The organism is Microbacterium rhizosphaerae (assembly GCF_034120055.1).
Lineage (GTDB): Bacteria > Actinomycetota > Actinomycetes > Actinomycetales > Microbacteriaceae > Microbacterium > Microbacterium rhizosphaerae.
In genome coordinates, this window is record NZ_CP139368.1 from 644,792 (window position 1) to 669,164 (window position 24,373).

The 24,373-nt window shown below is 70.8% G+C and carries 18 protein-coding genes; 14 read left to right on the forward strand and 4 right to left on the reverse strand.

The window, feature by feature from the left end:
* The first annotated feature begins 4 nt into the window (after nt 1-4).
* Together SM116_RS03005 and SM116_RS03010 are read left to right on the forward strand one after the other, a co-directional pair.
* Nucleotides 5-1,135: an ATP-NAD kinase family protein gene (locus SM116_RS03005; RefSeq protein WP_320942983.1), complete on the forward strand. Its 1,131-nt coding sequence runs from the start codon at nt 5-7 to the stop codon at nt 1,133-1,135.
* Nucleotides 1,125-1,883, forward strand: a complete 759-nt coding sequence (locus SM116_RS03010) for an SDR family NAD(P)-dependent oxidoreductase (RefSeq protein ID WP_320942984.1) — start codon at nt 1,125-1,127, stop codon at nt 1,881-1,883. The genes SM116_RS03005 and SM116_RS03010 overlap by 11 nt, the downstream gene beginning before the upstream one ends.
* A 131-nt stretch (nt 1,884-2,014) precedes the next feature.
* On the opposite strand, the gene SM116_RS03015 is transcribed toward SM116_RS03010, so the two are convergent.
* A complete protein-coding gene (locus SM116_RS03015; RefSeq protein WP_320942985.1) occupies nt 2,015-3,814 on the reverse strand; it encodes a hypothetical protein in 1,800 nt (599 codons plus the stop codon).
* Nucleotides 3,815-4,305: 491 nt separating this feature from the next.
* Here SM116_RS03015 and SM116_RS03020 point away from each other — a divergent pair, with 491 nt between their 5' ends.
* Complete coding sequence (locus tag SM116_RS03020) at nt 4,306-5,190, forward strand: hypothetical protein (protein WP_320942986.1); 885 nt, start codon at nt 4,306-4,308, stop codon at nt 5,188-5,190.
* 19 nt (nt 5,191-5,209) lie between these two features.
* On the opposite strand, the gene SM116_RS03025 is transcribed toward SM116_RS03020, so the two are convergent.
* Nucleotides 5,210-6,727 (reverse strand): DEAD/DEAH box helicase, encoded by a 1,518-nt coding sequence (locus tag SM116_RS03025; protein WP_320942987.1) that lies wholly within the window; start codon nt 6,725-6,727, stop codon nt 5,210-5,212.
* Between the two features lie 499 nt (nt 6,728-7,226).
* Here SM116_RS03025 and SM116_RS03030 point away from each other — a divergent pair, with 499 nt between their 5' ends.
* The 5 genes from SM116_RS03030 to menC all read left to right on the forward strand — a co-directional run bounded on the left by SM116_RS03030 (nt 7,227) and on the right by menC (nt 12,183).
* Nucleotides 7,227-8,564: an HNH endonuclease signature motif containing protein gene (locus SM116_RS03030; RefSeq protein ID WP_320942988.1), complete on the forward strand. Its 1,338-nt coding sequence runs from the start codon at nt 7,227-7,229 to the stop codon at nt 8,562-8,564.
* Nucleotides 8,565-8,785: 221 nt separating this feature from the next.
* Nucleotides 8,786-9,472 carry a GNAT family N-acetyltransferase gene (locus tag SM116_RS03035; RefSeq protein ID WP_320944232.1) on the forward strand — a complete coding sequence of 229 codons (687 nt, stop codon included), beginning with the start codon at nt 8,786-8,788 and terminating at the stop codon, nt 9,470-9,472.
* A gap of 26 nt (nt 9,473-9,498) precedes the next feature.
* The gene (locus SM116_RS03040; RefSeq protein WP_320942989.1) at nt 9,499-10,413 is read left to right on the forward strand and encodes a cyclase family protein; all 915 of its coding nucleotides are present in this window, start codon (nt 9,499-9,501) and stop codon (nt 10,411-10,413) included.
* Nucleotides 10,410-10,817, forward strand: a complete 408-nt coding sequence (locus tag SM116_RS03045; protein WP_320942990.1) for a hypothetical protein — start codon at nt 10,410-10,412, stop codon at nt 10,815-10,817. The genes SM116_RS03040 and SM116_RS03045 overlap by 4 nt, the downstream gene beginning before the upstream one ends.
* A gap of 235 nt (nt 10,818-11,052) precedes the next feature.
* Nucleotides 11,053-12,183, forward strand: coding sequence for an o-succinylbenzoate synthase (menC, locus tag SM116_RS03050; RefSeq protein ID WP_320942991.1), 1,131 nt, complete (start codon nt 11,053-11,055; stop codon nt 12,181-12,183).
* A 98-nt stretch (nt 12,184-12,281) separates the two neighbouring features.
* On the opposite strand, the gene SM116_RS03055 is transcribed toward menC, so the two are convergent.
* Nucleotides 12,282-15,635 carry an Ig-like domain-containing protein gene (locus tag SM116_RS03055; protein WP_320942992.1) on the reverse strand — a complete coding sequence of 1,118 codons (3,354 nt, stop codon included), beginning with the start codon at nt 15,633-15,635 and terminating at the stop codon, nt 12,282-12,284.
* A gap of 188 nt (nt 15,636-15,823) precedes the next feature.
* Between SM116_RS03055 and SM116_RS03060 the strand changes: the two genes are divergently transcribed.
* Entirely contained in the window at nt 15,824-17,146 is a 1,323-nt protein-coding gene (locus SM116_RS03060) for an alpha-hydroxy-acid oxidizing protein (protein WP_320942993.1), read from the forward strand.
* Between the two features lie 3 nt (nt 17,147-17,149).
* Here SM116_RS03060 and SM116_RS03065 read toward each other — a convergent pair whose 3' ends face one another.
* Complete coding sequence (locus tag SM116_RS03065) at nt 17,150-18,352, reverse strand: citrate/2-methylcitrate synthase (RefSeq protein WP_320942994.1); 1,203 nt, start codon at nt 18,350-18,352, stop codon at nt 17,150-17,152.
* Nucleotides 18,353-18,458: 106 nt separating this feature from the next.
* Between SM116_RS03065 and SM116_RS03070 the strand changes: the two genes are divergently transcribed.
* The 5 genes from SM116_RS03070 (at nt 18,459) to SM116_RS03090 (ending at nt 24,289) form a co-directional block, all read left to right on the forward strand.
* Nucleotides 18,459-19,574 carry a citrate synthase gene (locus SM116_RS03070; protein ID WP_320942995.1) on the forward strand — a complete coding sequence of 372 codons (1,116 nt, stop codon included), beginning with the start codon at nt 18,459-18,461 and terminating at the stop codon, nt 19,572-19,574.
* A gap of 32 nt (nt 19,575-19,606) precedes the next feature.
* A complete protein-coding gene (locus SM116_RS03075) occupies nt 19,607-19,981 on the forward strand; it encodes a DUF4870 domain-containing protein (protein ID WP_320942996.1) in 375 nt (124 codons plus the stop codon).
* A 119-nt stretch (nt 19,982-20,100) separates the two neighbouring features.
* Nucleotides 20,101-21,486, forward strand: coding sequence for a glycine--tRNA ligase (locus SM116_RS03080; RefSeq protein WP_320944233.1), 1,386 nt, complete (start codon nt 20,101-20,103; stop codon nt 21,484-21,486).
* A gap of 40 nt (nt 21,487-21,526) precedes the next feature.
* The gene (locus SM116_RS03085; protein WP_320942997.1) at nt 21,527-22,681 is read left to right on the forward strand and encodes a thiolase family protein; all 1,155 of its coding nucleotides are present in this window, start codon (nt 21,527-21,529) and stop codon (nt 22,679-22,681) included.
* Between the two features lie 144 nt (nt 22,682-22,825).
* The gene (locus SM116_RS03090; protein ID WP_320942998.1) at nt 22,826-24,289 is read left to right on the forward strand and encodes a purine-cytosine permease family protein; all 1,464 of its coding nucleotides are present in this window, start codon (nt 22,826-22,828) and stop codon (nt 24,287-24,289) included.
* The last annotated feature ends 84 nt before the right edge of the window (nt 24,290-24,373 follow it).

Genomic DNA, 24,373 nt, shown 5'->3' on the forward strand with positions numbered 1-24,373 from the left:
GCGCATGCTCGGGCTCATCGTCAATCCCGTCGCCGGCGTCGGCGGCCCCGCGGGGCTCGCCGGCTCCGACGGCGCGGACGTGCAGCGCTCGGCGCTCGAGCGCGGGGCATCCGCCCGCGCGTCGCAGCGTGCTGCGCTCGCGCTCACAGGGCTGCCGGCCGGCACATCCGTGCTGACGGCGGCGGGGACGATGGGGGAGGATGCCGTGCGCGATGCCGGGCTGTCGGCATCCGTCGTCTACGCGCCCGGCTCACCCACGACATCGGCGGACACGAGTGCCGCCGCGCAGGCCCTCGCCGAGGCCGGGGCGACCCTCATCCTCTTCGCCGGCGGCGACGGCACCGCCCGTGACGTCGCTGCCGGACTGATCCCGCATGAAGAGGTCGCGGCGCTCGGCATTCCGGCGGGCGTGAAGATGTACTCCCCGGTGTTCGCGGTGAGCCCGCGGGCCGCGGGCGGGCTGGCCGCCGCCTGGCTCGACGGGGGACTTCCCGTCCAGGAGCGGGAGGTGCTCGACATCGACGAGGCCGCGATGCGGCGGGCCCGTGTCGAGCCGCGGCTCTACGCCATGCTCCCGGTGCCCTACCGAGCCGGGCGCACGCAGGCCCGCAAGGCGGCGACCCCGGTGGACGAGCGGGATGCGGCGGCCACCGCGGCGCGGGGGGCGGCATCCCTTCTGCGACCCGGTGTGCGGTACCTCCTCGGTCCCGGCGGCACGATGGCCGAGCTTGCCCGCGCGCTCGGCGTCGAGAAGACGCCGCTCGGCGTCGACGTCGTGCTCGACGGGCGCATCGTGTGCGCCGGCGCGTCCGAGCAGCAGCTGCTCGCCGAGATCGCGCAGGGTCCGGCCCAAGCCGTCGTCTCGGTCATCGGCGGGCAGGGCTTCCTGCTCGGCCGCGGGAACCAGCAGCTGTCCGCGCGCGTGCTGCGTGCCCTGAGACCCGAGCCGCTCATCGTCGTCGCACCCGACTCGAAGCTCATCGACCTGCACGGCCGGCCGCTGCTCGTCGACACCGGCGACCCGGACGTGGATGCCGCGCTCGCGGGGTATGTCCGTGTCGTCACCGGGGTCGGCGCATCCAGTCTCTACCCTGTCCACGCACCCGAACTCCTGGAGGAGAACCATGCGTCTTGAAGGCAAGAAGGCCATCGTCACCGGAGGCGCGGGCGGCATCGGCCGCGCCACGTCGCTCGCGTTCGCGGCCGAGGGCGCATCCGTCGCCGTCGTCGACCTGAACGCGGACGCCGCGGCGGCCGTCGCGGAGGAGATCCGCGCGGCGGGCGGAACCGCGATCGCCGTCGCCGCCGACGTCTCGAGCGAGCCCGACATCGAGCGCGTCATCGCCGCGGTCGTCTCGCAGTTCGGCGGCATCGATGTCGTGTTCAACAACGCGGGCATCATCCGCCGCACGACCGCCGTCGAGACCTCCGTCGAGGAGTGGGACCGCGTGTTCGGCGTCAACGTCCGGGCGATCTTCCTCATGTGCAAGCATGTCGTGCCCATCATGGCGGCCGCCGGCGGCGGCTCGATCGTCAACACCGGCTCCGGCTGGGGCCTCAAGGGCGGCGGGCAGGCGATCTCGTACTGCGCCTCCAAGGGCGCCGTCGTCAACATGACCCGCGCCCTGGCCATCGACCACGGCCCGCAGGGCATCCGCGTCAACTCCGTCAATCCGGGGGATGTGGACACCGGGATGCTGCGCGACGAGGCACGGCAGCTCGGCCAGGACCAGGCCGGCTTCCTCGCCGAGGCGGCCGACCGGCCGCTGCAGCGCATGGGACAGCCGAGCGAGATCGCGGCCGCCGTCGTGTGGCTCGCGAGCGACGATTCGTCCTACGTCACGGGGTCGGCGCTCGTCGTCGACGGGGGCGGCATCGCCTGAGAGGGTTTCGTGGAAACCCGCCGGGCGCGGGTCGGGGAAACCTCACGCCCGGCGGGCGCTGCCGGCCGGAGCACGCGGAGCGCGCCGGTGGCCGGCACGTTCGCCGACGTGCCGGCCACCGTTCACCGCCCTCAGTGGTTCAGGATGGTGAACTGCTCCGTGCCACAGGTCGACGTGGCGGACTTGTTGTTGGTGTCCCCGCCGTAGCTGGAAGCCCAACGCCAAGTCCCTTCAGTGCTTGCCACGAAGGACGTGTTGCTGGTGGAGTAGGTGCCGTTCCCGCTCGCGACGGGGACGGTCTCGGTGTACTGCACTGCGCCCGTGCAGGTGGTGTCGCCAGGCGCATACAGGTTGAACGTGATCGAACCGGTCGGGTTGAAGCCGCCCGACAGGGTGAACGAGTCGTTCGGGATCAGGCTCTGCGCGGTGGAGACACTCGGCTGCTTCGGGTTGACCGTCAGCACCTCGGACGTGCACGCGCTCGTGGCGGTGTTGTTGTTCGCGTCGCCCGAGTAGACCGCCTGCCAGTAGAACGTTCCGACGCTGTTGAACGCGAGGCCGTTGGAGTCGGTCACGACGCCGTTGGTCACGGCTTTCGTGCCGGCATCCCGAGCGCCCAGCGAGCACGCGCTGTCGGTGTACACGGTGTATGTCACCGTTCCCCCTGCGTTCCCCGAGGCGCCGCTCAGCGTGGCCGAGTCATGCACCGTCGAGCCCACATCCACGCTGGTCGCCGACAGCGTCGTCGCGATCGTCGGACTGTTCGTGTAGTGGTTCGTGTACGTGCAGGTCACGTTCTGGCCCGGACTGAGGCTGATCGAGACCGCCTTGCCGGTGATCTGCTCGGCGGTATCGCAGGTCAGGCTCACGAAGTCCCACCCTGTCGGGTTGGTGCCCTCGGTGACGCCGTAGGTACCCTGGCCGAGGTTCTGGAAGACCCGCTGGCCGCCTCCTGCGAGGCTGAAGGACGCAGGCGTCAGATTCGACGTCGTGTACGGGAACGTGGTCGTGTCACCGGCCGGAGCGTTCTGCGTGACCTTGTTGATCGTGATGCTGCCGCAGTTCGAGATGTTCACGCCGATCGGGGCGATGAAGTCCTTCACCTCGGCCGTGAACGACGACGACGAGCGGCTCTTGATGAACGCCGACCCGAACGCCTCGCACACCCCCGGGGGGAAGACCCCGGCAGCCGTCAGGTTGATCGCCGCCTCGCCGAACAGCCCGACACCCAGGTTGCCCCCCGCGATCGGCTCCGCGATCTGCGCGGTGTTCACCGCGCCTTCCGCGGTCGTCGAGCCGAGCGTCTTGTGGTTGCCCCAGCACGGCAGCGCGTTCGCCGAGAAGCAGCTCGAGACCGAGTCGCCGTGCGCGGCCGTGAGCCACGTGTTCAGACCCAGCGTCGGAGTGCCGCTGCCGCCGAAGTCGTACGTGACCAGCAGGTCACCCGCCGTGCGGTTGAGCGTGACGGCTCCCGTCGTGTTCGCCGTGAACCCCGTCGTGGTCTTCTGGTTGATCTCGAAGTCGAGGTTCGCGTTGCCGATGTTGACCAGGCGCTCCCAGGCGAGGTAGAGGAAGATATCGCCGTTCGAGACCTGCTCCGACGCCTCGTAGAAGCGGGTCAGGTCGTTCTTGTTGGGGGGAATCGAGCCGTTGACGACAGTGACGGCGGGGTTGTCCTCCTTGGTGCCCTGACCGAACGCGTTGTCGCTCGAGCCCGAGGCTTTGTCGATGCCGGTGTTGAGGCCGGCGACGTTGTCCCAGTCGGTGTTGGTTCCGGTGTGGACCATGTTGCCGTCGTTGCCCTCGAAGGTGCTGCCGGTCAGGATGGCGTCAGCGGCACCGGGCGTCAAGAACGCGACGGCGAAGGCGCTGACGACGCCGATACAGATGAGCCCCCGCCGGCGCGCCGGTGGGAGGTCGTGCGTGGACATGGTGAAACTCGCTTTCCGGGCGTCATGCGCCCTGCGCGCCGGCTTCTTTCCACCGGCATGCGGATATGGTCGGCGACCGGGTCGGCGCGCAGCGAGTGACGGCGCGGAGATGCTCTCCGCGCAGGTTGATGGTGCGTGTGAACGTGTGCGAGCGGGATCGCTCGAATGCGTGTGGTCCCCAGTCTCGGCGGTCCCTGCCCGTGCATCGCGAGTTTCGGGTGGCGACATCCGGAATATGTCCGTGGCTGGTCCGCCTGCGTCGGTGCCCCCACAGCACCGGCTCGGTGCGGAATTCTACACTCAGTTCAGATTCGCGGTCAAGGAAAAACTGGACGAGGGCGAATGCTCGCGATCGCCGCGGGCGGCGCGGCGGTCGGTGCGGTGCTCGCCTCGCGTCGCGTCGGGCGGCGGCCGGTGTAGCGCCGACCTGCGGAGCGTCGGCGTGGCGCCGAACACGTCCATGCCACGCCGAGCGTGGGCAGAATGGCCACATGCTCACCGACGACGAAGTGGCGGAGCTCGCTGCTCTGCGCGCGAGGGCGTTCGGCCCCGACGCGGATCTGACCGACGATGCCGCCGGGCTGGCGCGGCTGGCCGAGCTGGAGAGTCGCGCTCATGCCCCGCTCTCCGATGGGGAGACCGCACGGACGAGGGGCGCGGATGCCGCGCCGTCACCGCTTCCCGCGGAGTCGGCGGCACCGTCGGCATCGACATCCATCCCCGACGAGTCTGCCGTGAGCCCGGCCCCGCGCGCCGCGAGCGAATCGTCCGGCCAGGTCCATTCCCCCCCGGCTCGCACTGCGTCGGCCACAGCGCCGTCGGATGCGGCGGCATCCTCAGATCAGGCGCTCCCGCCGTCGTCGACCTCGGCCGGCGACGCCCCGGGTCCGGCCGCACCGCGCTCGCCGCGCTCGCCGCGCCGGACGTGGAGCCGTCGCGCCGTCCTGCTCGTCGGGATCCCGATCGTCGCGGTCGCGTGTGCGGTCGGGGCCGGGGCCGGAGCTGTGGCCGCCTCGCAGACGGCGGGCACCACGCCGTCCCCGAGCACGACGCTCGCGGCGGCGTATGTGGCCAGCCTGCGATCGGTCAGTCAGACGCACACGTGGGATGAAGGCTCCCCCCGGCTGCTCGGCGACCTCGATCGCACCCTCGTATGGGGAGGCACGACCGCCGGCGGCAGCGTCACGTGCGTCGTCGTGGACAACGTCCCCGGAGGCCCGATCAGCACCTGTCAGGCGACAGATGCCCTCACGACGAGCGGCGTCGGCGTGAGCATCTCGGATCCGAGGAGCGAGGCCGTGCGCACGTACGTGGCATGGCCGAACGGCGCTCCGACGCTCACCTACTCGACGGACGACCCGAATCCCTCACCGTGACGAGGACCGCCTGCGCGGCTCAGCGCGCGGCAGGACGGGCAGTGGATGCGCCGCCGCCGTTGCCGCGACCACCCCGACGTCGTCCGCGCGCGGGAGCACCGCCATCCGTGGCACGTCCACCGGAGCCGTTGCCGGAGCCGCTCGCGGTGCTGTAGACGCTGCTGTATCCGGAGCCCTTCGCCGCGCCGTATCCAGCGCCACTGCCGGCCCGGCTGCGGGGAGCTCCGGCCCGAGCGGGAGCGCCCTGCGCGCCACCGGCACGCGATCCGTTGCCGGAGCCGCCGCGGCCGGATCCGTTGCCGGAGCCGCCGCGCGAGCCGCCCTGGACGGGCTGGGCCACGATAGTCGGCTTCACGGTCGGCGCGAGGTCGCCCACGAGCGCCGACACGGCGGGAGCGCCCGGGGTCACGGCCTCGAGCGGCACGGAGATCTGGGCCTTCTTCAGCAGATCGGACACGTCGCGACGCTGCGCGTCGAGCGCGACCGTGACGACCGTGCCCTCCGCGCCTGCGCGGGCCGTGCGGCCGGAGCGGTGCAGGTACGCCTTGTGCTCCATCGGCGGGTCGACGTGCACGACCAGTTCGACGTCGTCGACGTGCACACCGCGCGCAGCAACATCCGTCGCCACGAGCACGCGCACACCACCCGCATCCGGCGCGGCGCTGAACGCGGCGAGGTTGCGCTCGCGGGCGTTCTGGCCGAGGTTGCCGTGCAGGTCGACGGCGGGGATGCCGGAGGCCGTGAGCTGCTTCGCGAGCTTCTTGGCCTGGTGCTTCGTGCGGGTGAAGAGGATGCGCCGGCCGCGGCCGCCCGCGAGGTGGCGGACGAGCTCTGTCTTCTCCTCGGCCGAGGGGACGACGAAGACGCGGTGGGTCATGACGCCCTGCGGCACGCTCGCCTCGTCGACCTCGTGCAGCACCTCATCCTGGAGGAAGCGGCGGACGAGTGTGTCGACGCCACGGTCGAGCGTGGCGCTGAAGAGCATGCGCTGCCCGCCCTGCGGCGTGGCGGCGAGGATGCGGGTCACGCCCGGCAGGAAGCCGAGGTCGGCCATGTGGTCGGCCTCGTCGAGCACGGTGATCTCGATGCGGTCGAGGCGCACGACGCCCTGCTTCATGAGGTCTTCGAGACGGCCGGGGCACGCCACGACGATGTCGACACCCGCCCGGAGCGCCTGCTCCTGCGGCTTCTGGCTCACGCCGCCGAACACGGTCGTGACGGTGAGGCCGGAGGCATCCGCCAGGGGCTTGATGGTCGCGGCTATCTGGGTCGCGAGCTCGCGTGTCGGAGCGAGGACGAGGCCGCGCGGGCGGCCGGAGGTTCGGGCCGCCGCTCCGGCGCCGGAGAGGCGGGCGACGAGGGGCAGGGCGAACGCGATGGTCTTGCCGCTGCCTGTGCGGCCGCGGCCGAGCACGTCACGGCCGGCGAGGGCGTCGGGCAGCGTGTCGCGCTGGATCGGGAAGGGCTCCGTCTTGCCGGATGCGGTGAGGACGGAGGCGAGGCGTGCAGGGACGCCGAGGTCGAGGAAGGAAGGCATGGGTGCTTTCTGAGATCGCCGCGAGGAAGCGGCGGGAAGGCGGATGCGGGGTATCCCGCAGGACATCGCCGATCGACAGTTCGTCTGGCTCACGGGCCAGGCACGGCTCGCTGCATGAGCAGGGCCGGAAGCGACGTCGACGCAGGCGGGCATTCGGGAGCACCGCCGGGCACAACGCTATCAGGCGAAGCTGGGGGACAGCGGCGAGAGGACGGCTTTCGGGTCGTTGATCGGAATTATGTTCTTGTCTTGCTTGGTGACCTGGCGTACTATAAGGTACAGAGATTCGGATGTGGATGCGGTGGCATCCGGTGGATGGGTGAGCTGCGTGGCGTGAGCCGCGGGACTGTTGACGATCGAGTGGTGCCTTCTGGCGCAGGAATCTCGTTCGATCCGTCCCCTGATCTCGAGAGCTCCCATGACCACCGCTCCACCGTCTTCACCGTCTCCGGACGCCCCTCCACCCGACGATGCGTCGTCTCCGTGCGCGAGGGATTCCGTGCTCGCCGCCGGTGATCTCGTCGATGAGTTCGCGGCGGGACGCGTGGCGCGGGCGGTGGCTGATGCGGCCGAGATCCGGTTGCTCGACCGCGCGTGGGCAGGGGTGCTGACGTCGCCCGTCGCGAACCGGGATGAGCGACGGAGCGCGGAGATCGCCCAACGCTCCCTGGTCGCGGAGTTCGCGACCGCCGTGCGGGTCAGCGAGTGGACGGCATCCCGCCTGCTGGGCGAGGCGCACGACCTGTGCCGACGATTCCCGGCCGCGGTCGCCGCGCTCGAAGAGGGACGCATCTCGCGTCAGCACCTTGCCGTCATCCACGATGCCGGCGGGTCCCTCCTTGATGACGATGCCCGCGGGGCGTTTGTGGCGGCGGTGCTCAATCGGGCGGTGACTTTGACTCCGGGCCTGCTGAAGCCGGTCGCCCGAATTCTGGCCGACCGATATGCCGAGCGACCCGTGGACGACCGGTGTGCCGAAGCCGCGGCAGGGCGCCGAGTGGAGGTGTGCGATCTGCCGGACGGTGTGAGCCAGCTCGTGTTCAACGGCCCCGCGACCCTCGTCCACGGGATCGACGATCGGCTCACGGCGCAGGCCCGGCAGATCATCGCCGACCGTGAGGCTGATGCGACCGGCCATACCGTCCCCGACGTCGACTCCGCGCCGCCGAGGGACACACGCACGCTGGCGCAGATCCGCGCCGATCTGTTCACCGATCTGCTGCTGTGCGGCGCGCCGAGTCCGCAGCTCGGTGACGGTCTGGAGGCGATCCGCGCTGTGGTGCAGGTGACGGTCCCCGTTCTGCGGATGGCCGGGGCGAGCGACGAGCCGATCGTGCTGGCGGGGTACGGCCCCGTCGACAGCGAGACCGCACGACGACTGGCCGCCGGCGCACGCGGCTGGGAGCGCGTGATGACGTGCCCGACGACGGGAACCCCCGTGGCGGTGGACCGCTACCGGCCTGGGAAGGCTCTCCAGCGCTTTCTGCGTGCTCGGGACGAGGGATGCCGCTTCCCCGGCTGCACCCGGCCTGTCTGGCGGGCAGACCTCGATCACACGATCGCCGCCGCCGACGGCGGCCCCACGACCCCCGGCAACCTCGCTCACTTGTGCCGAAGGCACCACACCCTCAAGCACGCGACCGCGTGGACGGTGCACCAGCAGGAGGCCGGTGTTCTCGTGTGGACCAGCCCGCACGGGCGCAGACACACCGATATTCCGAGGCCGACGGTCCGATTCGAGCCCGATGACGACACCCTCAGCCGCAGATCGGTCTTCCACGAACCGTGGCTGTTCACACCCGAAGACGAAGACGACACCGACCGGCCGGAGTTCTGAGGCGTGCTTCCGGTCTGCCATCGCGCGGCGCGAGGGCAGACCGGCGCTCGCACACGCAGCACTCCGCCCTTCTGCGGCGACTGCGTATCGTGGCATCCGTGCAGAGCGTCACGCCGCCCCCGGCCGCGGGCGACTCGGGTCGGGCCGCTGGTCACGGGAATCCGACCGGGCGCGACCGCCGTCGGCTCGACATCCGTCGGCTCGACATCCGTCCGCCCGACATCCGTCCGCTTGACATCCGTCCGCTTGACACCGTCGAGAGCGTCTTCGCGGCCTCCGACGTCCTGTCCCAGGTGTGGGGCGGCGACCGCACCGGGATGCCGGCCAACCTCCTGCGCGCCCTCGCTCACTCCGGCAACTACGCCGTCGGCGTGTACGACGGCGCCCGGATGGTGGGTGCATCCGTCGCCTTCTTCGGGCCGCCCGCCGACGCCGTGCTGCATTCGCACATCACGGGCCTGCTGCCGGAATACCGCGGCCACGGCGCCGGTCGGGCGCTCAAGCTGCATCAGCGCGCGTGGGCGCTCGAGCGCGGCGTCTCGCGCATCACATGGACCTTCGATCCGCTCGTGGCCCGCAACGCGCACTTCAACCTGGAGGTCCTCGGCGCGCGGGTCGTCGAGTACCTCGTCGACCACTACGGGCGGATGGATGACGGCGTCAACCGCGGCGACGAGTCCGACCGGCTGATGGTCTCGTGGGAGTTGACGGCCCCCCGCGTCGAACCGGGCGAGGCGCTCGCGTCGGTCGCGGTGCCGCGCGACATCGAGGCGGTGCGATCGGCATCGGCGACGGATGCCGCCGCCTGGCGCGTCCGCGTCCGGGAGGGGATGCTGGCCGACCTCGCGGCCGGCCTGGTCGTCGGCGGCTTCGATGACGAGCGCGGCTACCTGTTCGTGCGTCCCTGACCGTCGAGACGGATACGCTGGCGCGCATGCCCGAGTACCGCGCGCACCTCGATTTCGACATCTCCTTCGTCAACGGCGGCGGGCTGAGCGGCACCGGATTCCGCCTCGACCTGCCCTCGGCCGACCTCGACGAGCCCGCGATCGCCGTGCTGCTCATCCGGCATCTGGGCCTCGCTCTCGTCGATGACGTGCAGCTGCGGAGCGTCCGGATCGTCGCGGAGTCGCACCGCGGCAGCCGCGGCGTCGACATCGACGCTCCCGGAGGGGGTGTGCGGATCGTCGACCTCAGCCACCGCATCCATGCCGGTCTCACCACGTACCCGGGACTGCCGGCGCCCGTCATCACGCCGCACCTGACCCGCGAGGACTCGCGCGCGAAGTACGCCCCGGGCACCGAGTTCGCGATGGACGTCATCACGATGATCGGCAACACCGGGACGTACCTCGATTCTCCGTTCCACCGATACGCCGAGGGGCCGGACCTCGCCGGCCTCGACCTCTCGACCCTCGTCGGCCTGCGGGCGGAGGTCTTCCATCTCTCCGACGGCCTCACGGCCGAACGCCGCGGCATCCGTCGCGAGACCCTCGTCGACCGCGACGTGCGTGGCGCCGCCGTCCTGCTGCACACCGGGTGGGACAGCCGCTTCGGCACTCCGGAGTACGCGGTCGGTGCTCCCTTCCTCACCGGCGAGGCGGCGCAATGGCTCATCGACGCCGGTGCCGTGCTCGTCGGCATCGACTCGGTGAACATCGACGACACCGAGTCGGGCGGCGAGCGGCCGGCTCACTCGCTGCTGCTCGGCGCGGGGGTGCATGTCGTCGAGCACCTCACCCGGCTCGGTGAGGTGCCGCCCCGCGGCGCCCGCTTCACGGCCGCGCCGCCCGCTGTCGAGGGCTTCGGGACGTTCCCGGTGCGCGCCTACGCGGAGGTTCCCGCGTGATCGAATCCGACTGGACACCGCACCGCCGCGACGACGGCGAGCTCCTGGGCTGGATCAGGCCCGAGGACGACGAGTGGGTCGCCGTCGACCTCTTCGGGCACGAGGTCTCGGGGCCGCTGGACTGGCTCGACGCCGAGGCGATCCTCGAGGAACGGGGGATCTCCTGGCTCGCGGACATCTGGGTGCTCGAGGGCGAGTCGGTGGATGCCGGGCCCCTCCGTGTGCGGATCGTCGAGGTCACCCCCGAGCGCGTGGTCGTGCAGACCGACGACTACGGCGCGATCGACGCGCCCGTCGAGCGCTTCGAGCTGCCCTGGCCGGCGCCCGCGAGCCTGCGCCGGCGGCGACCCGACGACCCGGATGGGCGGATCTACCCGTCCCGTCGAGGTGTTACCGAATCGTGATGCGACGCGCGTCATAGGAAGCGGCATCCCGACTCTCTCCATGTGAAGGCAATTTCACGGAGGGAGACGCCATGACCCGCACCATCACCGCACTGTCACGCTCGCTGCAGGGCTGGAGCCGGCGTCACCACCGCCCGCGTCGCCGCTCGACCTTCGTGCCGCTCGTCAACGCGCCCGCCCGCCGCGCCTGACCCGCTCCCGCGGCCCGCGGAGGCCCCGAGCGTAGCCTGGGGCCATGCCCACCGCTGAGCTGGCCCCGATCACCCTCGACGGCTTCGAGCTGCGGGTGCTGCACATCCCGCTCGTCTCGCCGTTCACGACGTCGTTCGGAACCGCGACCGTCCGCGAGGTCATCGTCGTCCGAGCACTCACGCCGGACGGAGGCGGCTGGGGCGAGGTCGTCACGCAGTACGACCCGTCGTACTCCAGCGAGTACACGCACGGAGCGTGGGATGTGGCGCAGCGCTTCCTCATCCCCGCGCTGCTGGAGCGGCGCATGCTCTCTCCGTCCGACATCTCCGACGTGCTGGCGCCTGTCAAGGGCCACCGGATGCCGAAGGCCGGCCTCGAGCTGGCCGTGCTGGACGCGGCGCTCCGCCGCGACGGCACACCTCTCGGCGCGCACCTCGGAGCCGTGCGCGACCGCGTGCCCTCCGGCGTCTCGGTCGGCATCCAGCGCGATCCGGCCGCGCTCGTGGATGCCGTGGGCGCCTACCTCGACGAGGGGTACGTGCGGATCAAGATCAAGATCAAGCCCGGCCGCGACGTCGGCGACACGGCGGCGGTGCGTGACGCGTTCGGTGCGATCCCGCTGCAGGTCGACGCGAACTCCGCGTACACGCTGGCGGATGCCGATACCCTCGCCGAGCTCGACCGGTTCGACCTGCTGCTCATCGAGCAGCCGCTGCAGGACGACGACCTCGTCGACCACGCGACTCTTGCCCGGGAGCTGAAGACGCCGGTGTGCTTGGACGAGTCGATCGTCTCGGCCAAGGCGGCTCGCGACGCCCTCGCCCTCGGCTCCTGCAGCGTCATCAACATCAAAGCGGGCCGCGTGGGCGGATACCTCGAAGCCGTCCGCATCCATGATCTGGCGCAGGATGCCGGCATCCCGGTGTGGTGCGGCGGAATGCTCGAGACCGGCATCGGCCGCGCCGCCAACGCGGCGCTCGCCGCCCTGCCGGGATTCACCCTGCCCGGCGACGTGTCGGCATCGGCCCGGTTCTACGCCCGCGACATCGTCACAGAGCCCGCCGTGCTCGAGGACGGGCACGTGCGCGTGCCGACTGCACCCGGGCTGGGTGTCGACATCGACATGCTGGCCCTCGAGGACTTCACGGTCGAGCGGGCGGCCATCCGCCGCTGAGGTCCCGCGACGCCGAGCGGCTGGCGCCCGTCGCCAGGGAACGCCGAGCGGCCGGCCGCTCGAGGGCGACCGGCCGCTGTGGTCACCGCATCGGCGCGTCAGCTCACGCGACGGCGGGCGATCATGACCACGAACACGCCCATCCCGATCAGGATCGAGCCGACGAGCCAGCCGGCCGTCAGGATCTCGCCGCCTGTCGTCGGCAGGGTCCCCGACGGCGCCGTCGGGACCGGAGGCGTCGCCACGCCGGCGATCGTCACGGTCACGGGGGAGGCTGCCGGTCCGACATGGCCGGCGGCGTCGGTGGCTGTCGCGCTGATGGTGTGGGTGCCGTCGCTCAGCGGGGTCGTCGGCGTGAACGTCCAGTCGCCCTCGCCGTCGGCCGTGGTCGTGCCGGCCGCGCTGCCGTCGATGATCACGGTCACGGTCGAGCCGGGCTCCGCCGTGCCGGTGACCGGAGGCGTCGCGTCGCTGGTCGTCGATCCGTTCGCCGGGCTCGTGATGACCGGTGCCGCGGGTGGCACGGTGTCCACCGTGAACGACACCTGGTTGGATTGCGGGCTGACGTTGCCTGCGGCATCCGTCGCGGTCGCGACCACGGTGTGCCCGCCCTCGCTGAGCGGTGCGGGCGGTGTGAACGTCCAATTGCCGGAGCCATCGGCGGTGGCGGTGCCCGCGACGCTGCCATCGATGATCACCGATACCGTGCTGTTCGCCTCAGCCGTTCCAGTGATGGGCGGCTGGTTGGTCGTCAGGATCGCGCCGTCGGCGGGGCTGACGATCACCGGTGCCGCGGGCGGCGTGGTGTCGATGGTGAACGTGTTGGTGCTCGACGGTGCGGAGATGTTGCCCGCGGCGTCCGTCGCCGTCGCGCTGACGGTGTGCGAGCCGGGCGTGAGTGTCGGGGCGGTGAGGGTCCAGTTGCCCGAGCCGTCCGTGGTCGTCGTCGTGCCGAGCGGGCTGCCGTCGATGCTGACGGTCACGGTGCTGTCCGGCTCGGCGAGGCCGGAGATCATCGGAGTCGTGTCACTCGTGGATGACCCGTTCGCCGGCGTCAGCACGATGGGTGCGGTTGGCGGCGTTGTGTCGATCGTGAACGTGTTCGTGTTCGACACGGCTGACACGTTGCCGGCGGCGTCCGCCGCCGTCGCGTTCACCGTGTGGGTGCCGGGGGTCAGTACGGGCGACGCGAGGACCCAGTTCCCGGACCCGTCCGTGGTCGCGGTGGTGCCGAGAGGGGTGCCGTCGATGCTGACCGTGACGGTGGTGTTCGCCTCCGCGGTGCCGGAGATCGGCGGAGTCGGGTTGTTGGTCGACGACCCGTCCACGGGGGTCACCACGACCGGTGCCGGCGGCGCGGTGGTGTCGATGGTGAAGGTGTTCGTGTTGGAGACGGGTGAGACGTTGCCGGCGGCGTCTGTCGCCGTGGCGTTGACGGTGTGCGGTCCGGGCGTGAGCGTCGGGGCGGTGAGGGTCCAGTTGCCGGCCCCGTCCGTTGTCGCGGTCGTCCCGAGCGGCGGAGCGCCGTCGATGCTGACGCTGACGGTGCTGTTCGGTTCGGCCGTGCCCGAGATCGTCGGGGTCGTGTCGTTGGTCGACGACCCGTCCGCGGGGGTCACCACGACCGGCGCGGGCGGCGGGGTGGTGTCGATCGTGAAGGTGTTCGTGTTGGAGACGGGTGACACATTGCCGGCTGCATCCGTCGAGGTGGCGTTGACGGTGTGCGGCCCGGCCGTGAGCGTCGGGGCGGTGAGCGTCCAGTTGCCCGAGCCGTCAGCGGTCGTCGTCGTGCCGAGCGGGGTGCCATCGATGCTGACGGTCACGGTGGAGCCGGGCTCCGCGGTGCCCGAGATGGCCGGGGTCGTGTCGTTGGTCGACGACCCGTCGGCGGGGGTCACCACGACGGGCGCGGGCGGCGGGGTGGTGTCGACGGTGAAGGTGTTCGTGTTGGAGACGGGTGACACATTGCCCGCCGCATCCGTCGTGGTCGCGTCCACGGTGTACGAACCCGGGTCGAGGGTCGGCGCGATGAGCGTCCAGTTGCCCGACCCGTCCGCGGTCGCCGTCACCTCGAGCGGGCTGCCGTCGATGCTGACGGTGACGGTGCTGTTCGGCTCGGCGGTGCCCGAGATGGCCGGGGTCGTGTCGTTGGTCGACGACCCGTCGGCGGGGGTCACCACGACCGGCGCGGGAGGCGGCGTCGTATCGACCGTGAACGGAACGTCGGCGGTCGCGGGCCCGGTCGTGCCGGCCACGGTCTGCGTGGCGCTGACCGTATGGGCTCCCTCGGCCAGAGGCGTCGACGGGGTGAAGGTCCAGCTGCCGGATCCGTCTGCGGTGGCGGTGCCGGTCTGTGCGCCGTTGTCGATGTCGACGTTGACCGTCGCGCCCGCCACTGCCGTGCCCGTGACGGCCGGCGTCGAGTCACCGGTCACCTGACCGGACGTCGGCGCGGTGATGACGGGAGCCGGCGGTGGGCAGTCGATGCCGCCCGCGGGGGCCGTCGCGGCGGCATGCAGAGGGAGCACGTCGACCGTCGCAGAGGTGACGGCGGGAAGCGGTGCGGCGGGAACGCGCACGTCGACCGTCAGGAGCGAGACGGATGTCGTCGCCGAGGTCGCCGTCGTGGTCGACGTGGGCGTGTTCATCGTCACCGTCACACTGCCGACGCCCAAGACGTCGATGGTGATGTTGCCGCCGACAGTGAGCGTCGTCGTGGTGGATGTCGCCGTGTCGGTGACCTGCACCGTCGCAGGGACGTAAGCCGTCGCGCCGGCGCTGGTGCCGCTCGCTGTGGCGGTGAGTGTCGAGTTGCCCTGCACGTCGATCGTGACCGCGCCTCCGAGAACGCTCAGCCCCGAGACAGTGCCCGATCCGACACTCTGGATGCCGTAGTTCAGGCCGCTGTTCTGCACGAGCGATGTCGTGCCCTTGGATTGCGAGACGCCGAGGCTGAGGATGCCGCCGTCCAGCGCGGGCAGCACACCCAGGCTCGCGACCTGGGTCGTCGCAGCCGACAGCACGCCCGTCGTCGTGCACGCCGTGGGCAGGCTCCAGTGCGCCTCATTCGTCGTCGTGATGGCGCCGATGTCGATGAGCCCGGTGACGGAGGCGGCGATGCCGCCCACGACGGGGCCGGCGTCAGGAGGTGCCGTCTCGGTATTCGTCGCCACCGAGATCGGCAGCCCGACGGCGGTCGCCGAGATGTTGCTCGAACTCGACTGCACGGGTGGCACAAGGGTCGAATCGGCCGCTGCGCTGCTGACCGCGATGCCGAGATCAGCGACATTGAGCGCGGCCGTCGTCGTCGTCACATCGGCGACGTCTCCGCCTGCCGAGCCGCTCCATGGGTCGCTCGGCGGAGCGGCGGACGCGGGAATCGCCGCGACGCCGATCGTGCCGATCGTGAGAAGAACAGCCGCGGACGCGGCCGCGAACCAAGAACGCTTCATGACTATGACTCCCCCTGAGCAGGTCCCTCGCCGCCCTTGCCTGGAGCCGGGGGAGCCTTCGGTTCGGAAGCTATCGTCGCGAAGGGGTGAACGGGTATCCCCCATTTGGGGGACAAAGCCCTGGCAGCCCCGTGTTTCTGCGCTTCGCGCGGCCCCGAGGGCCGATGCGACGGTCCTAGGGTGGCGACATGACCACAGTCGCTCCCGACGACCCCGCCGCGGCGCGCGGGATCGGCCGCCGCGTGCAGTCCGACATCTACCGCGCGGGCATCTCCGGTGCGCGCCCGGCCGTGCCGGTGCATCCTGACGCGCTCGAACGAGCCGCGCGCAGAGCACTGAGCGCCGAGGCGTTCGTGTACATCCAGGGTGGCGCGGGTACCGGACGCACGATGGATGCCAATCGCGCGGCGTTCGCTCGCAGGCAGGTGTGGCCGCGCCCCCTCCGGGACGTGTCCAGCCGCGACCTCTCGACGACGTTCCTCGGGAGGACCCGCCCCACCCCTCTGCTGCTGGCCCCGCTCGGGGTCATGGAGTTGGCGCACGCGCAGGCCGATCTCGCCGTGGCACGGGCCGCGGCATCCCTCGGCATCCCGTATGTGCTCAGCAATCAGGCCTCATTCCCGATGGAGCAGGTCGCGCACGAGGCGCCCGCCGGACCGCGGCTGTTCCAGCTGTACTGGTCGTCGTCCGACGAGCTCAACGCGTCGCTGCTGCGGCGGGCGGAGGCATCCGGATGCGAGGCGATCGTCGTCACCCTCGACACGCACCTGCTCGGCTGGCGCACCCAGGACCTCGACCTGGCCTATCTGCCGTTCACCCGCGGACTCGGCATCGCACAGTACACGAGCGACCCGGTGTTCCAGCAGCTGGTGCGGGAGCGCGCGCGGGCGTCAGCCGACCAGCCCGCCGCGCGCGTGCGGATGACGGCCAAGACGGTGGCGGCCGGCGTCTCGATGGCGCGCAAGACGCGGGGGATCACGGGCGCGGGTGTGCGCGATGGTCTGCGCTCGCCGCTGCCGCGCGTCGCGGTCGAAACGTTCCTGGACGTGTTCTCGACCCCCGCCCTGACGTGGGACGACCTGCCCAAGGCTCGCGCGTGGACGTCTCTGCCGATCCTGCTGAAGGGCATCGTCCATCCCGACGATGCCGTGCGGGCGATGGATGCCGGACTCGACGGCGTCTGGGTCTCGAACCACGGGGGCCGGCAGATCGACGATGCGGTGCCGACGCTCGATGTGCTCGAGAAGATCGTCGCCCGCGTCGATGGCCGTGCCCCGGTCGTCTTCGACTCCGGCGTGCGTGGCGGAGCCGACGCCTTCATCGCCCTCGCGATGGGGGCGACGGCGGTCGCGATCGGCCGCCCGTACGCGTACGGCCTCGCGGTCGCCGGTGAGGACGGCGTGCGCGAGGTGATGCGGAACATCCTCGCCGAGCTCGACATCACCCTCGGTCTGTCCGGGCACACCGCGATCGCGGAGGTCACCCGCGACGCGATCCGCGACGTGCCCTGACCGTCAGCGCGGTCCGGTGTACCGCCCGTGCGGCCGGAGGCGCAGAGGTCGCTCCTCGTACTCCCGCTGGGCATGGGCGATCCAGCCGGCGGAGCGGGCGACCGCGAAGACGAGGGCACCGGCATCGTGCGGCAGGTCGGCGGCGACCGCCAGCGCACCGAGCGCCAGATCGACGTTCGGCTGCAGTCGCGTCGATCGCATGGCGTGGCGCAGCCCGTCGACGGCCTGGAGCACGACTGGTCCCTGCGGCAGCGCCTCGATGAACTCGAGCAGGCACGCGGCGCGGGCGTCGATGCCCGCATAGAGCGGCTGTCCGAACCCCGGCACCCGACGCCCCAGCGTCTGCAGCTGGGTGCGGATCGCGAGCTCCGGCGGTGCGCCGGCCGCGACCCGGTCGATCAGCTGGGCGGCCGCGACGCTCGCGGTGCCGTGCAGCGGCGAGTCGAACGCGCCGAGCGCGGCGGTCACGACGGCGTAGCCGGACGCCCGGGCCGACGCCGCGATGCGTCCGGCGAACGTCGAGACCGCGAGGTCGTGATCGATCGACAGCACCATCGCCGCGTTCAGGGCCGCCCGTTCCGCGGGCGACGGCGCTCGTCCGGACAGTGCCCGCCACAGCGCGTCGGGAACGGTGGGCGCCGCGCCGACCGGTCCGAGCGCCCGCGGCAGTCCCGCGACGATCGCCTCGCCGACGCGGGGGAGCGCCGAGACGTCGACGTCGTCGCGCAGCGGGTCGGCGATGGCGAGCCCGCGCACCGCGACGACCGCGCGATCGATCCAGGATGCGGTCGCCGGCAGGTGCGCGAGGAGGGCGCGCGCCGCATCCACCGTCTCCTCGCCGACGCCGAGTCGGCGCTGCGCCCTGAGCGGCTCGCCCCACAGCCACGCCGCGACCGCGTCGAACGCGTACTCGCGGGCGAGGTCGTCGGCGGCCCTGCCGCGCAGGTACAGCCGGTCGTCTTCGATGAGCGCGATGTCGGTGTCGAGCACCATGAGCGGTGCGCCGCCGGCACTCGTGACCGCCGGCGTCCGCCGCGCGCGCTGCGACGCGAACGCCTCGATCTCCAGCGGGTCGAACGACGAGCCGTTCGCATCGCGGACTCGCGTGATCCAGCCGCGCGAGACGTACGCGTACAGCGACTGGGGCTTCACGCCGAGGCGCGAGGCGGCCTGAGCCGCCGTGAGGCGGGGGGCGTCTGCATCCATATTGATCCGATCAACGTTGACCGACGATTGATCAACTCTCACACTGATTCTCATCCACCGGACGATCCAGCGGAAGGCCGACAGCCACCAGAACAGGAGGAGCGACATGGATGCTGCACAGATCGACGTCCCGCGCGGACTCGCGGGCGTCGTCGTCGCGGACACCGCGATCAGCGAGGTCAACGGCATCGAGGGCTGGTACCAGTACCGCGGTCACTCCGCGATCGAGCTCGCCCGCCACGCGACCCTCGAGGAGGTCTGGCACCTGTTCCTGTTCGGAGAGCTTCCGGATGCCGCGCAGGCCGCCGGGTTCGCTGCCGAGCTGCGGGCACCCCGGCCGGTCGTGGCCGAGGTCGCCCGGAGCCTGGGCTCGGACCGTCCCGACGTGCTCCACGGAGTGAAGGCCGCGTGGCCGCTGCTCGCGTCGCGCCTGGGGATGAAACCCGTCTACGACCTCAGCACCGACGAGCGCCGCTCAGACGCACTGGTGCTCACGGCGGCTCTGCCGTCGCTGCTCACCGAGCTCCATGGAGCGCCCGCCGCCGCCTTGCCGGACCGCGGAGTCGTCGCGAACTACCTGCACCGGCTCACCGGAGGCCTGCCGAGCGCGCAGGAGGAGCGTGCGCTCACCGCCTACCTCATCGCGGTCGTCGATCACGGGCTGAACGCCTCCACGTTCGCCGCACGCGTCATCGCGTCGACCGGGGCGGATGTCGCGTCCGCTCTCGCGGGCGGACTCGGCGCCCTTTCCGGGCCGCTGCACGGCGGCGCGCCCTCGCGGGTGCTCGATGCCCTGGATCGGATCCACGACCCGGCCGACATCGCAGACTGGATCCGCGGCGAGCTCGCCGCCGGCCGCCGCCTCATGGGCTTCGGCCACGCGGTCTACCGCACGACCGATCCGCGATCGGAGCTGCTCAAGGGGATCGCCGTCGACCTCGGCGGGGATCGGGTCGAGCTCGCCCTGCGCTTCGAGCGCGAGGCCGAGCGGATCCTCGCCGAGGCGAAACCCGGGCGCGGCCTGCACGCGAACGTCGAGTTCTACGCATCCGTCGTCCTGGAGCGGGTGGGCGTGCCGCGCGAGATGTTCACGCCGACGTTCGCCCTCGCGCGCTCCATCGGCTGGTCGGCGCACATCCTCGAGCAGGCGGCGGACCCGAAGATCATCCGTCCGGCGGCACGGTACGTCGGCCCGCCGCTGCGCCGTCCGACGGCGGCCTGACGGGCGTCACCGGCATCCCCTATCCTGGCGACATGGCGACCCCACCTCCCCCGCCGGCCTACGGCGCCGGCGCACCGCAGCCCCTGACCCCGTCCGACGAGAAGCTCTGGGCCACCCTCATCCAGGTGGGAGGACTTCTCTTCGGATTCCTCGCACCGCTGATCGGCTACCTGATCCTGAAGGACCGCGGCCCGTTCGTCCGCGCCTACTCGGCCACGGCCCTCAACTTCCAGCTCACGCTCCTCATCGCATACATCGTGGGCGGCATCCTCACGCTCGTGCTCGTCGGCTTCATCATCCTGGCCCTCGCGGGGATCCTGAACATCGTGTTCTCGATCATCGCGGCCGTGAAGGCGAACCAGGGCGAGTGGTACACCTACCCGCTCACCATCCCGTTCGTGAAGTAGAGCTTCCGCGGGTCGGGTGGGGCGGGGGCACGGCGAGGAGGCCGGCGACCGGCCGATAGAATCGACGGATGCCGCGGCATCCCGCGCGCCTTTCACCCCACCCGACCATTGGAGCCACCGTGGCCGAGCAGTCCCGCCTCGACAAAGTCATCGCTCTCGCGCGTCACCGCGGGTTCGTCTTCCAAGCGGGTGAGATCTACGGCGGATCGCGGTCGGCGTGGGATTACGGCCCCCTCGGCACCGAGCTCAAGGAGAACATCCGCCGCCAGTGGTGGCAGACGTTCGTGCGCGGCCGGGGCGACATGGTCGGCCTCGACTCGTCGGTGATCCTGCCCAAGCGCGTGTGGGAGGCCTCCGGTCACGTCGAGACCTTCACCGACCCGCTCGTGGAGTGCCTGCACTGCCACAAGCGCTTCCGCGCCGACAACCTGCTCGAGGACTTCGAGGCGCGCAAGGGGCGTCAGGCCGAGAACGGGCTGCTGGATGTCCCGTGCCCGAACTGCGGCACGAAGGGCCAGTACACCGAGCCCAAGGCCTTCTCGGGTCTCATCAAGACCTACCTCGGGGTCGTCGACGACGAGTCCGGCCTGTACTACCTGCGCCCCGAGACGGCGCAGGGCATCTTCGTCAACTTCACGAACGTGCTCACCGCGAGCCGCAAGAAGCCGCCGTTCGGCATCGGCCAGGTCGGCAAGGCGTTCCGCAACGAGATCACCCCCGGCAACTTCATCTTCCGCACGCGCGAGTTCGAGCAGATGGAGATCGAGTACTTCGTGCCGCCCGCCGACGCGCAGGAGTGGTTCGAGCACTGGGTCGAGGAGTGCTGGAACTGGTTCACCGACCTCGGCATCGACCCCGCCCACATGCGCCGGTTCGACGTGCCCGAGGAGGACCGGGCGCACTACTCCGACGGCACCATCGACATCGAGTACCGCTTCGGCTTCGCGGGCAAGGAGTGGGGCGAGCTCATGGGCATCGCCAACCGCACCGACTACGACCTCTCGTCGCACACCGAGATCTCAGGCCAGAGCCTCACGTACTTCGACCAGGCCTCGGGCGAGCGCTACATCCCGTACGTGATCGAGCCGTCCTTCGGCCTGACGCGATCGATGATGGCGTTCCTCGTGGATGCCTACCGTGAGGAGGAGGCGCCGAACGCCAAGGGCGGCACCGACACCCGCACGGTCCTCGGCCTCGATCCGCGCCTCGCGCCGATCAAGATCGCGGTCCTGCCGCTCAGTCGCAACGAGAACCTGTCGCCGCTCGCGCGCCAGGTGGCGGACGACCTGCGCGGCCGCTGGACCGTCGACTTCGACGACGCCGGCGCCATCGGCCGCCGCTACCGCCGCCAGGACGAGATCGGCACGCCGTTCTGCGTCACAGTCGACTTCGACTCGCTTGAGGATCGCGCGGTGACCGTCCGCGACCGCGACTCGATGGCGCAGGAACGGGTGCCGCTCGAGGGCCTGCACGCGTTCCTCGCCGAGCGGCTCCGCGGGGCCTGATCCCGACCTGCCGTCCCCTCATGCGGCCTACGCTGGTCGCATGAGGGATGCAGTCATCGTCGACGCCGTCCGCACGGCCGTCGGAAAGCGCAACGGCGCACTCGCGCAGCAGCATGCCGCGTCGCTGTCGGGACACGTGCTGAACGCACTGGCGCAGCGCACGGGTCTCGACCCGGCATCCGTCGACGACGTCGTGTGGGGATGCGTCGACCAGGCCGGCATGCAGACCGGCAGCGTCGGTCGCGCCGGCGTCCTGGCCGCCGGGTGGCCGGAGTCGGTGCCCTCCGTGACCGTCGACCGGCAGTGCGGGTCGTCGCAGCAGGCCGTGCATCAGGCGGCGGCCGGCGTCATCAGCGGTCAGTACGACATCGCCGTGGCCGGAGGCGTCGAGATCATGAGCGCCGTGCCGCTCGGCGCGCCGGTGTTCGACGGCCGCTTCGGCGAGCCCTTCGGCCCGAAGGTCTGGGAACGCTACGACGGCATCCGTTTCGACCAGGGCGTGGGCGCTCAGCTCATCGCCGACGAGTACCGCATCACCCGCGCGGAGATGGATGCCTTCGGTCTCGAGTCGCACGTGCGGGCCACCGCCGCGATCGACGAGGGCCGTTTCGCGGGCCAGATCACCCCCGTGGTGCTTCCGGACGGCACGGTGTTCGACACAGATCAGGGCGTTCGGCGCACCTCCACCCTCGAGGCGCTCGCCGGCCTCAAGCCCGCGTTCCGCGAGGACGGCTCGATCACCGCGGGCAACGCCTCCCAGATCTCCGACGGCGCCGCGGCGCTGCTGGTCACCACGAGCGACATCGCCGCCGCCAACGGCTGGACGCCGGTGGCCCGCATCCACACCGCCGTCCTCGTGGGAGTCGACCCGGTGACCATGCTGAAAGGGCCGATCCCGGCGACCGCGAAGGCGCTCGCGAAGGCGGGCCTCGCGCTCGACGACATCGGGGTGTTCGAGATCAACGAGGCGTTCGCCTCCGTCACCCTCGCGTGGCTGCGCGAGACCGGCACGGACCCGGCGCTGCTCAACCCGCTCGGCGGGGCGATCGCGCTGGGGCATCCGCTCGGCGCCTCCGGCGCCCGCCTCATGACGACCCTCGTGCACCACATGCGCGATGCCGGCATCCGCTACGGGCTGCAGTCGATGTGCGAGGGCGGCGGCATGGCCAACGCCACGATCCTCGAACTGCTGTGATCGGGCGTTCTTAAGCATCAGCTGAATGCTGCGGGCGCCACTCGCGCGGGTGCTGCGTCGGCGAGGACCGCGGGTCTACGATCGCCGTGTCCGCATTGCTGCGCAGTCGAGCGCACCCCGGGCGGTCCGAGCGAAGGAGCACCGATGAGCACGTCAGCCGCCACGCCGACCCGCGGTCTCGAGGTCCGCTCCATCGACTACGTCCCGCTCGCGGAGCGGCATGGCAAGGTCTCGCATATCGGGCCGCTCTGGTTCATGAGCAACGCGCAGATCGCGACCCTCGCCACCGGGCTCATCAGCATCACGAGCGGCGGCAATCTGATCTGGTCGTTCATCGCCATCGTGCTCGGCATCCTGATCGGCACGTTCTTCATGGCGGCGCACTCGTCGCAGGGCCCGCAGCTGGGGCTGCCGCAGATGATCCAGTCGCGGCCGCAGTTCGGGTACATCGGCGCCCTGCTCGTATGGCTGTTCGCCTACATCCAGTACGCCGGGTTCAACATCTTCAACACCGTGCTCGCGGGCGAGGCCGTCGGAGGAGCTTTCAGCACGGAGCAGTCCAGCAATCCGCTGTGGATCTGGGTCGTGACGATCATCGCCGTGGTCATCGCGCTCGTCGGGTACGACCTCATCCACTCGTTCGAGCGCTACCTGATGTACGTGACGGTCGTGATGCTGGTCCTGCTGACGGTGTCGGCGGTCGTGCACCTGCACGTGCCCGCGTCGCAGTTCGACCTGTCGCACTTCAACGGGCTCGCGTTCTTCGGCCAGCTGGGCGTGGCGGCGGGCTACCAGATCTCGTGGGCGATCTATGTGTCCGACTACTCGCGCTATCTTCCGCCGACGACCCCGACCAACCGCACCTTCCAGTGGACCTTCTGGGGGAGTGCACTCGGCGGCATCTGGGTGATGTTCCTCGGCTCATGGGTCGCGGTCTCGGCGAAGGACATCGGCAGCAACACCGTGGTGGACCTCAAGCACGTGGCCGACCTGCTGTTTCCCGGCTTCGGCGTCATCGCCCTGATCATCGCGGCCCTCGGGCTCGTCTCGGTCACCGCGCTGAACATGTACGGCGGGTCACTCACGCTCATCTCGTCGATCGACAGCTTCGTCAAAGTGCGGCCGACCCTGACGATCCGCATCGTCACCCTCGTCGTGACGGCGGCGATCTCGCTGGTGTTCGCCCTGTTCGCCACGGAGAACTTCCTCGGCGACTTCAACGCGTTCCTGCTGCTGATCCTCTACCTGTTCATTCCGTGGACCGCGGTCAACCTGACGGACTACTTCATCGTGCGGCGCGGCCATTATGCGATCGCCGAGATCTTCAAGCCGAACGGCATCTACAAGCGGTGGGGCTGGCCGGGCATCGTCGCGTATCTGCTGGGCTTCGTCGTGATGATCCCGTTCTTCGATGTCGCCGGGTTCTACGAGGGGCCGGCATCGAAGGCGATGGGCGGCATCGACATCTCGCTGTTCATCGGGCTGCCGGTCGCCGCGATCGCCTACTGGCTGATGACGCGCCACATCGATGTGCCGGCCGAGCAGGCGCTCGCCGAGACGCAGGCGCGCGAGATCGAGGAGGCTGCGGCGATCCACGAGCTTCCCTGAGCCGGGCGCGGGTGCGGTCACGCTCGAAGAACGATCCTCCGTGACCGGTTGCGGTGGGATGCGGGGACCGCCAGGATGCTGTCA

What these genes read in the sequence shown, in the direction of transcription:
- SM116_RS03005 (WP_320942983.1), top strand. Translation starts at nt 5, where the DNA reads ATGCTCGGGCTCATCGTCAATCCCGTCGCCGGCGTCGGCGGCCCCGCG.
- SM116_RS03010 (WP_320942984.1), top strand. Translation starts at nt 1,125, where the DNA reads ATGCGTCTTGAAGGCAAGAAGGCCATCGTCACCGGAGGCGCGGGCGGC.
- SM116_RS03015 (WP_320942985.1), bottom strand. Translation starts at nt 3,814, where the DNA reads ATGTCCACGCACGACCTCCCACCGGCGCGCCGGCGGGGGCTCATCTGT.
- SM116_RS03020 (WP_320942986.1), top strand. Translation starts at nt 4,306, where the DNA reads ATGCTCACCGACGACGAAGTGGCGGAGCTCGCTGCTCTGCGCGCGAGG.
- SM116_RS03025 (WP_320942987.1), bottom strand. Translation starts at nt 6,727, where the DNA reads ATGCCTTCCTTCCTCGACCTCGGCGTCCCTGCACGCCTCGCCTCCGTC.
- SM116_RS03040 (WP_320942989.1), top strand. Translation starts at nt 9,499, where the DNA reads ATGCCCGAGTACCGCGCGCACCTCGATTTCGACATCTCCTTCGTCAAC.
- menC (WP_320942991.1), top strand. Translation starts at nt 11,053, where the DNA reads ATGCCCACCGCTGAGCTGGCCCCGATCACCCTCGACGGCTTCGAGCTG.
- SM116_RS03055 (WP_320942992.1), bottom strand. Translation starts at nt 15,635, where the DNA reads ATGAAGCGTTCTTGGTTCGCGGCCGCGTCCGCGGCTGTTCTTCTCACG.
- SM116_RS03060 (WP_320942993.1), top strand. Translation starts at nt 15,824, where the DNA reads ATGACCACAGTCGCTCCCGACGACCCCGCCGCGGCGCGCGGGATCGGC.
- SM116_RS03065 (WP_320942994.1), bottom strand. Translation starts at nt 18,352, where the DNA reads ATGGATGCAGACGCCCCCCGCCTCACGGCGGCTCAGGCCGCCTCGCGC.
- SM116_RS03070 (WP_320942995.1), top strand. Translation starts at nt 18,459, where the DNA reads ATGGATGCTGCACAGATCGACGTCCCGCGCGGACTCGCGGGCGTCGTC.
- SM116_RS03075 (WP_320942996.1), top strand. Translation starts at nt 19,607, where the DNA reads ATGGCGACCCCACCTCCCCCGCCGGCCTACGGCGCCGGCGCACCGCAG.
- SM116_RS03085 (WP_320942997.1), top strand. Translation starts at nt 21,527, where the DNA reads ATGAGGGATGCAGTCATCGTCGACGCCGTCCGCACGGCCGTCGGAAAG.
- SM116_RS03090 (WP_320942998.1), top strand. Translation starts at nt 22,826, where the DNA reads ATGAGCACGTCAGCCGCCACGCCGACCCGCGGTCTCGAGGTCCGCTCC.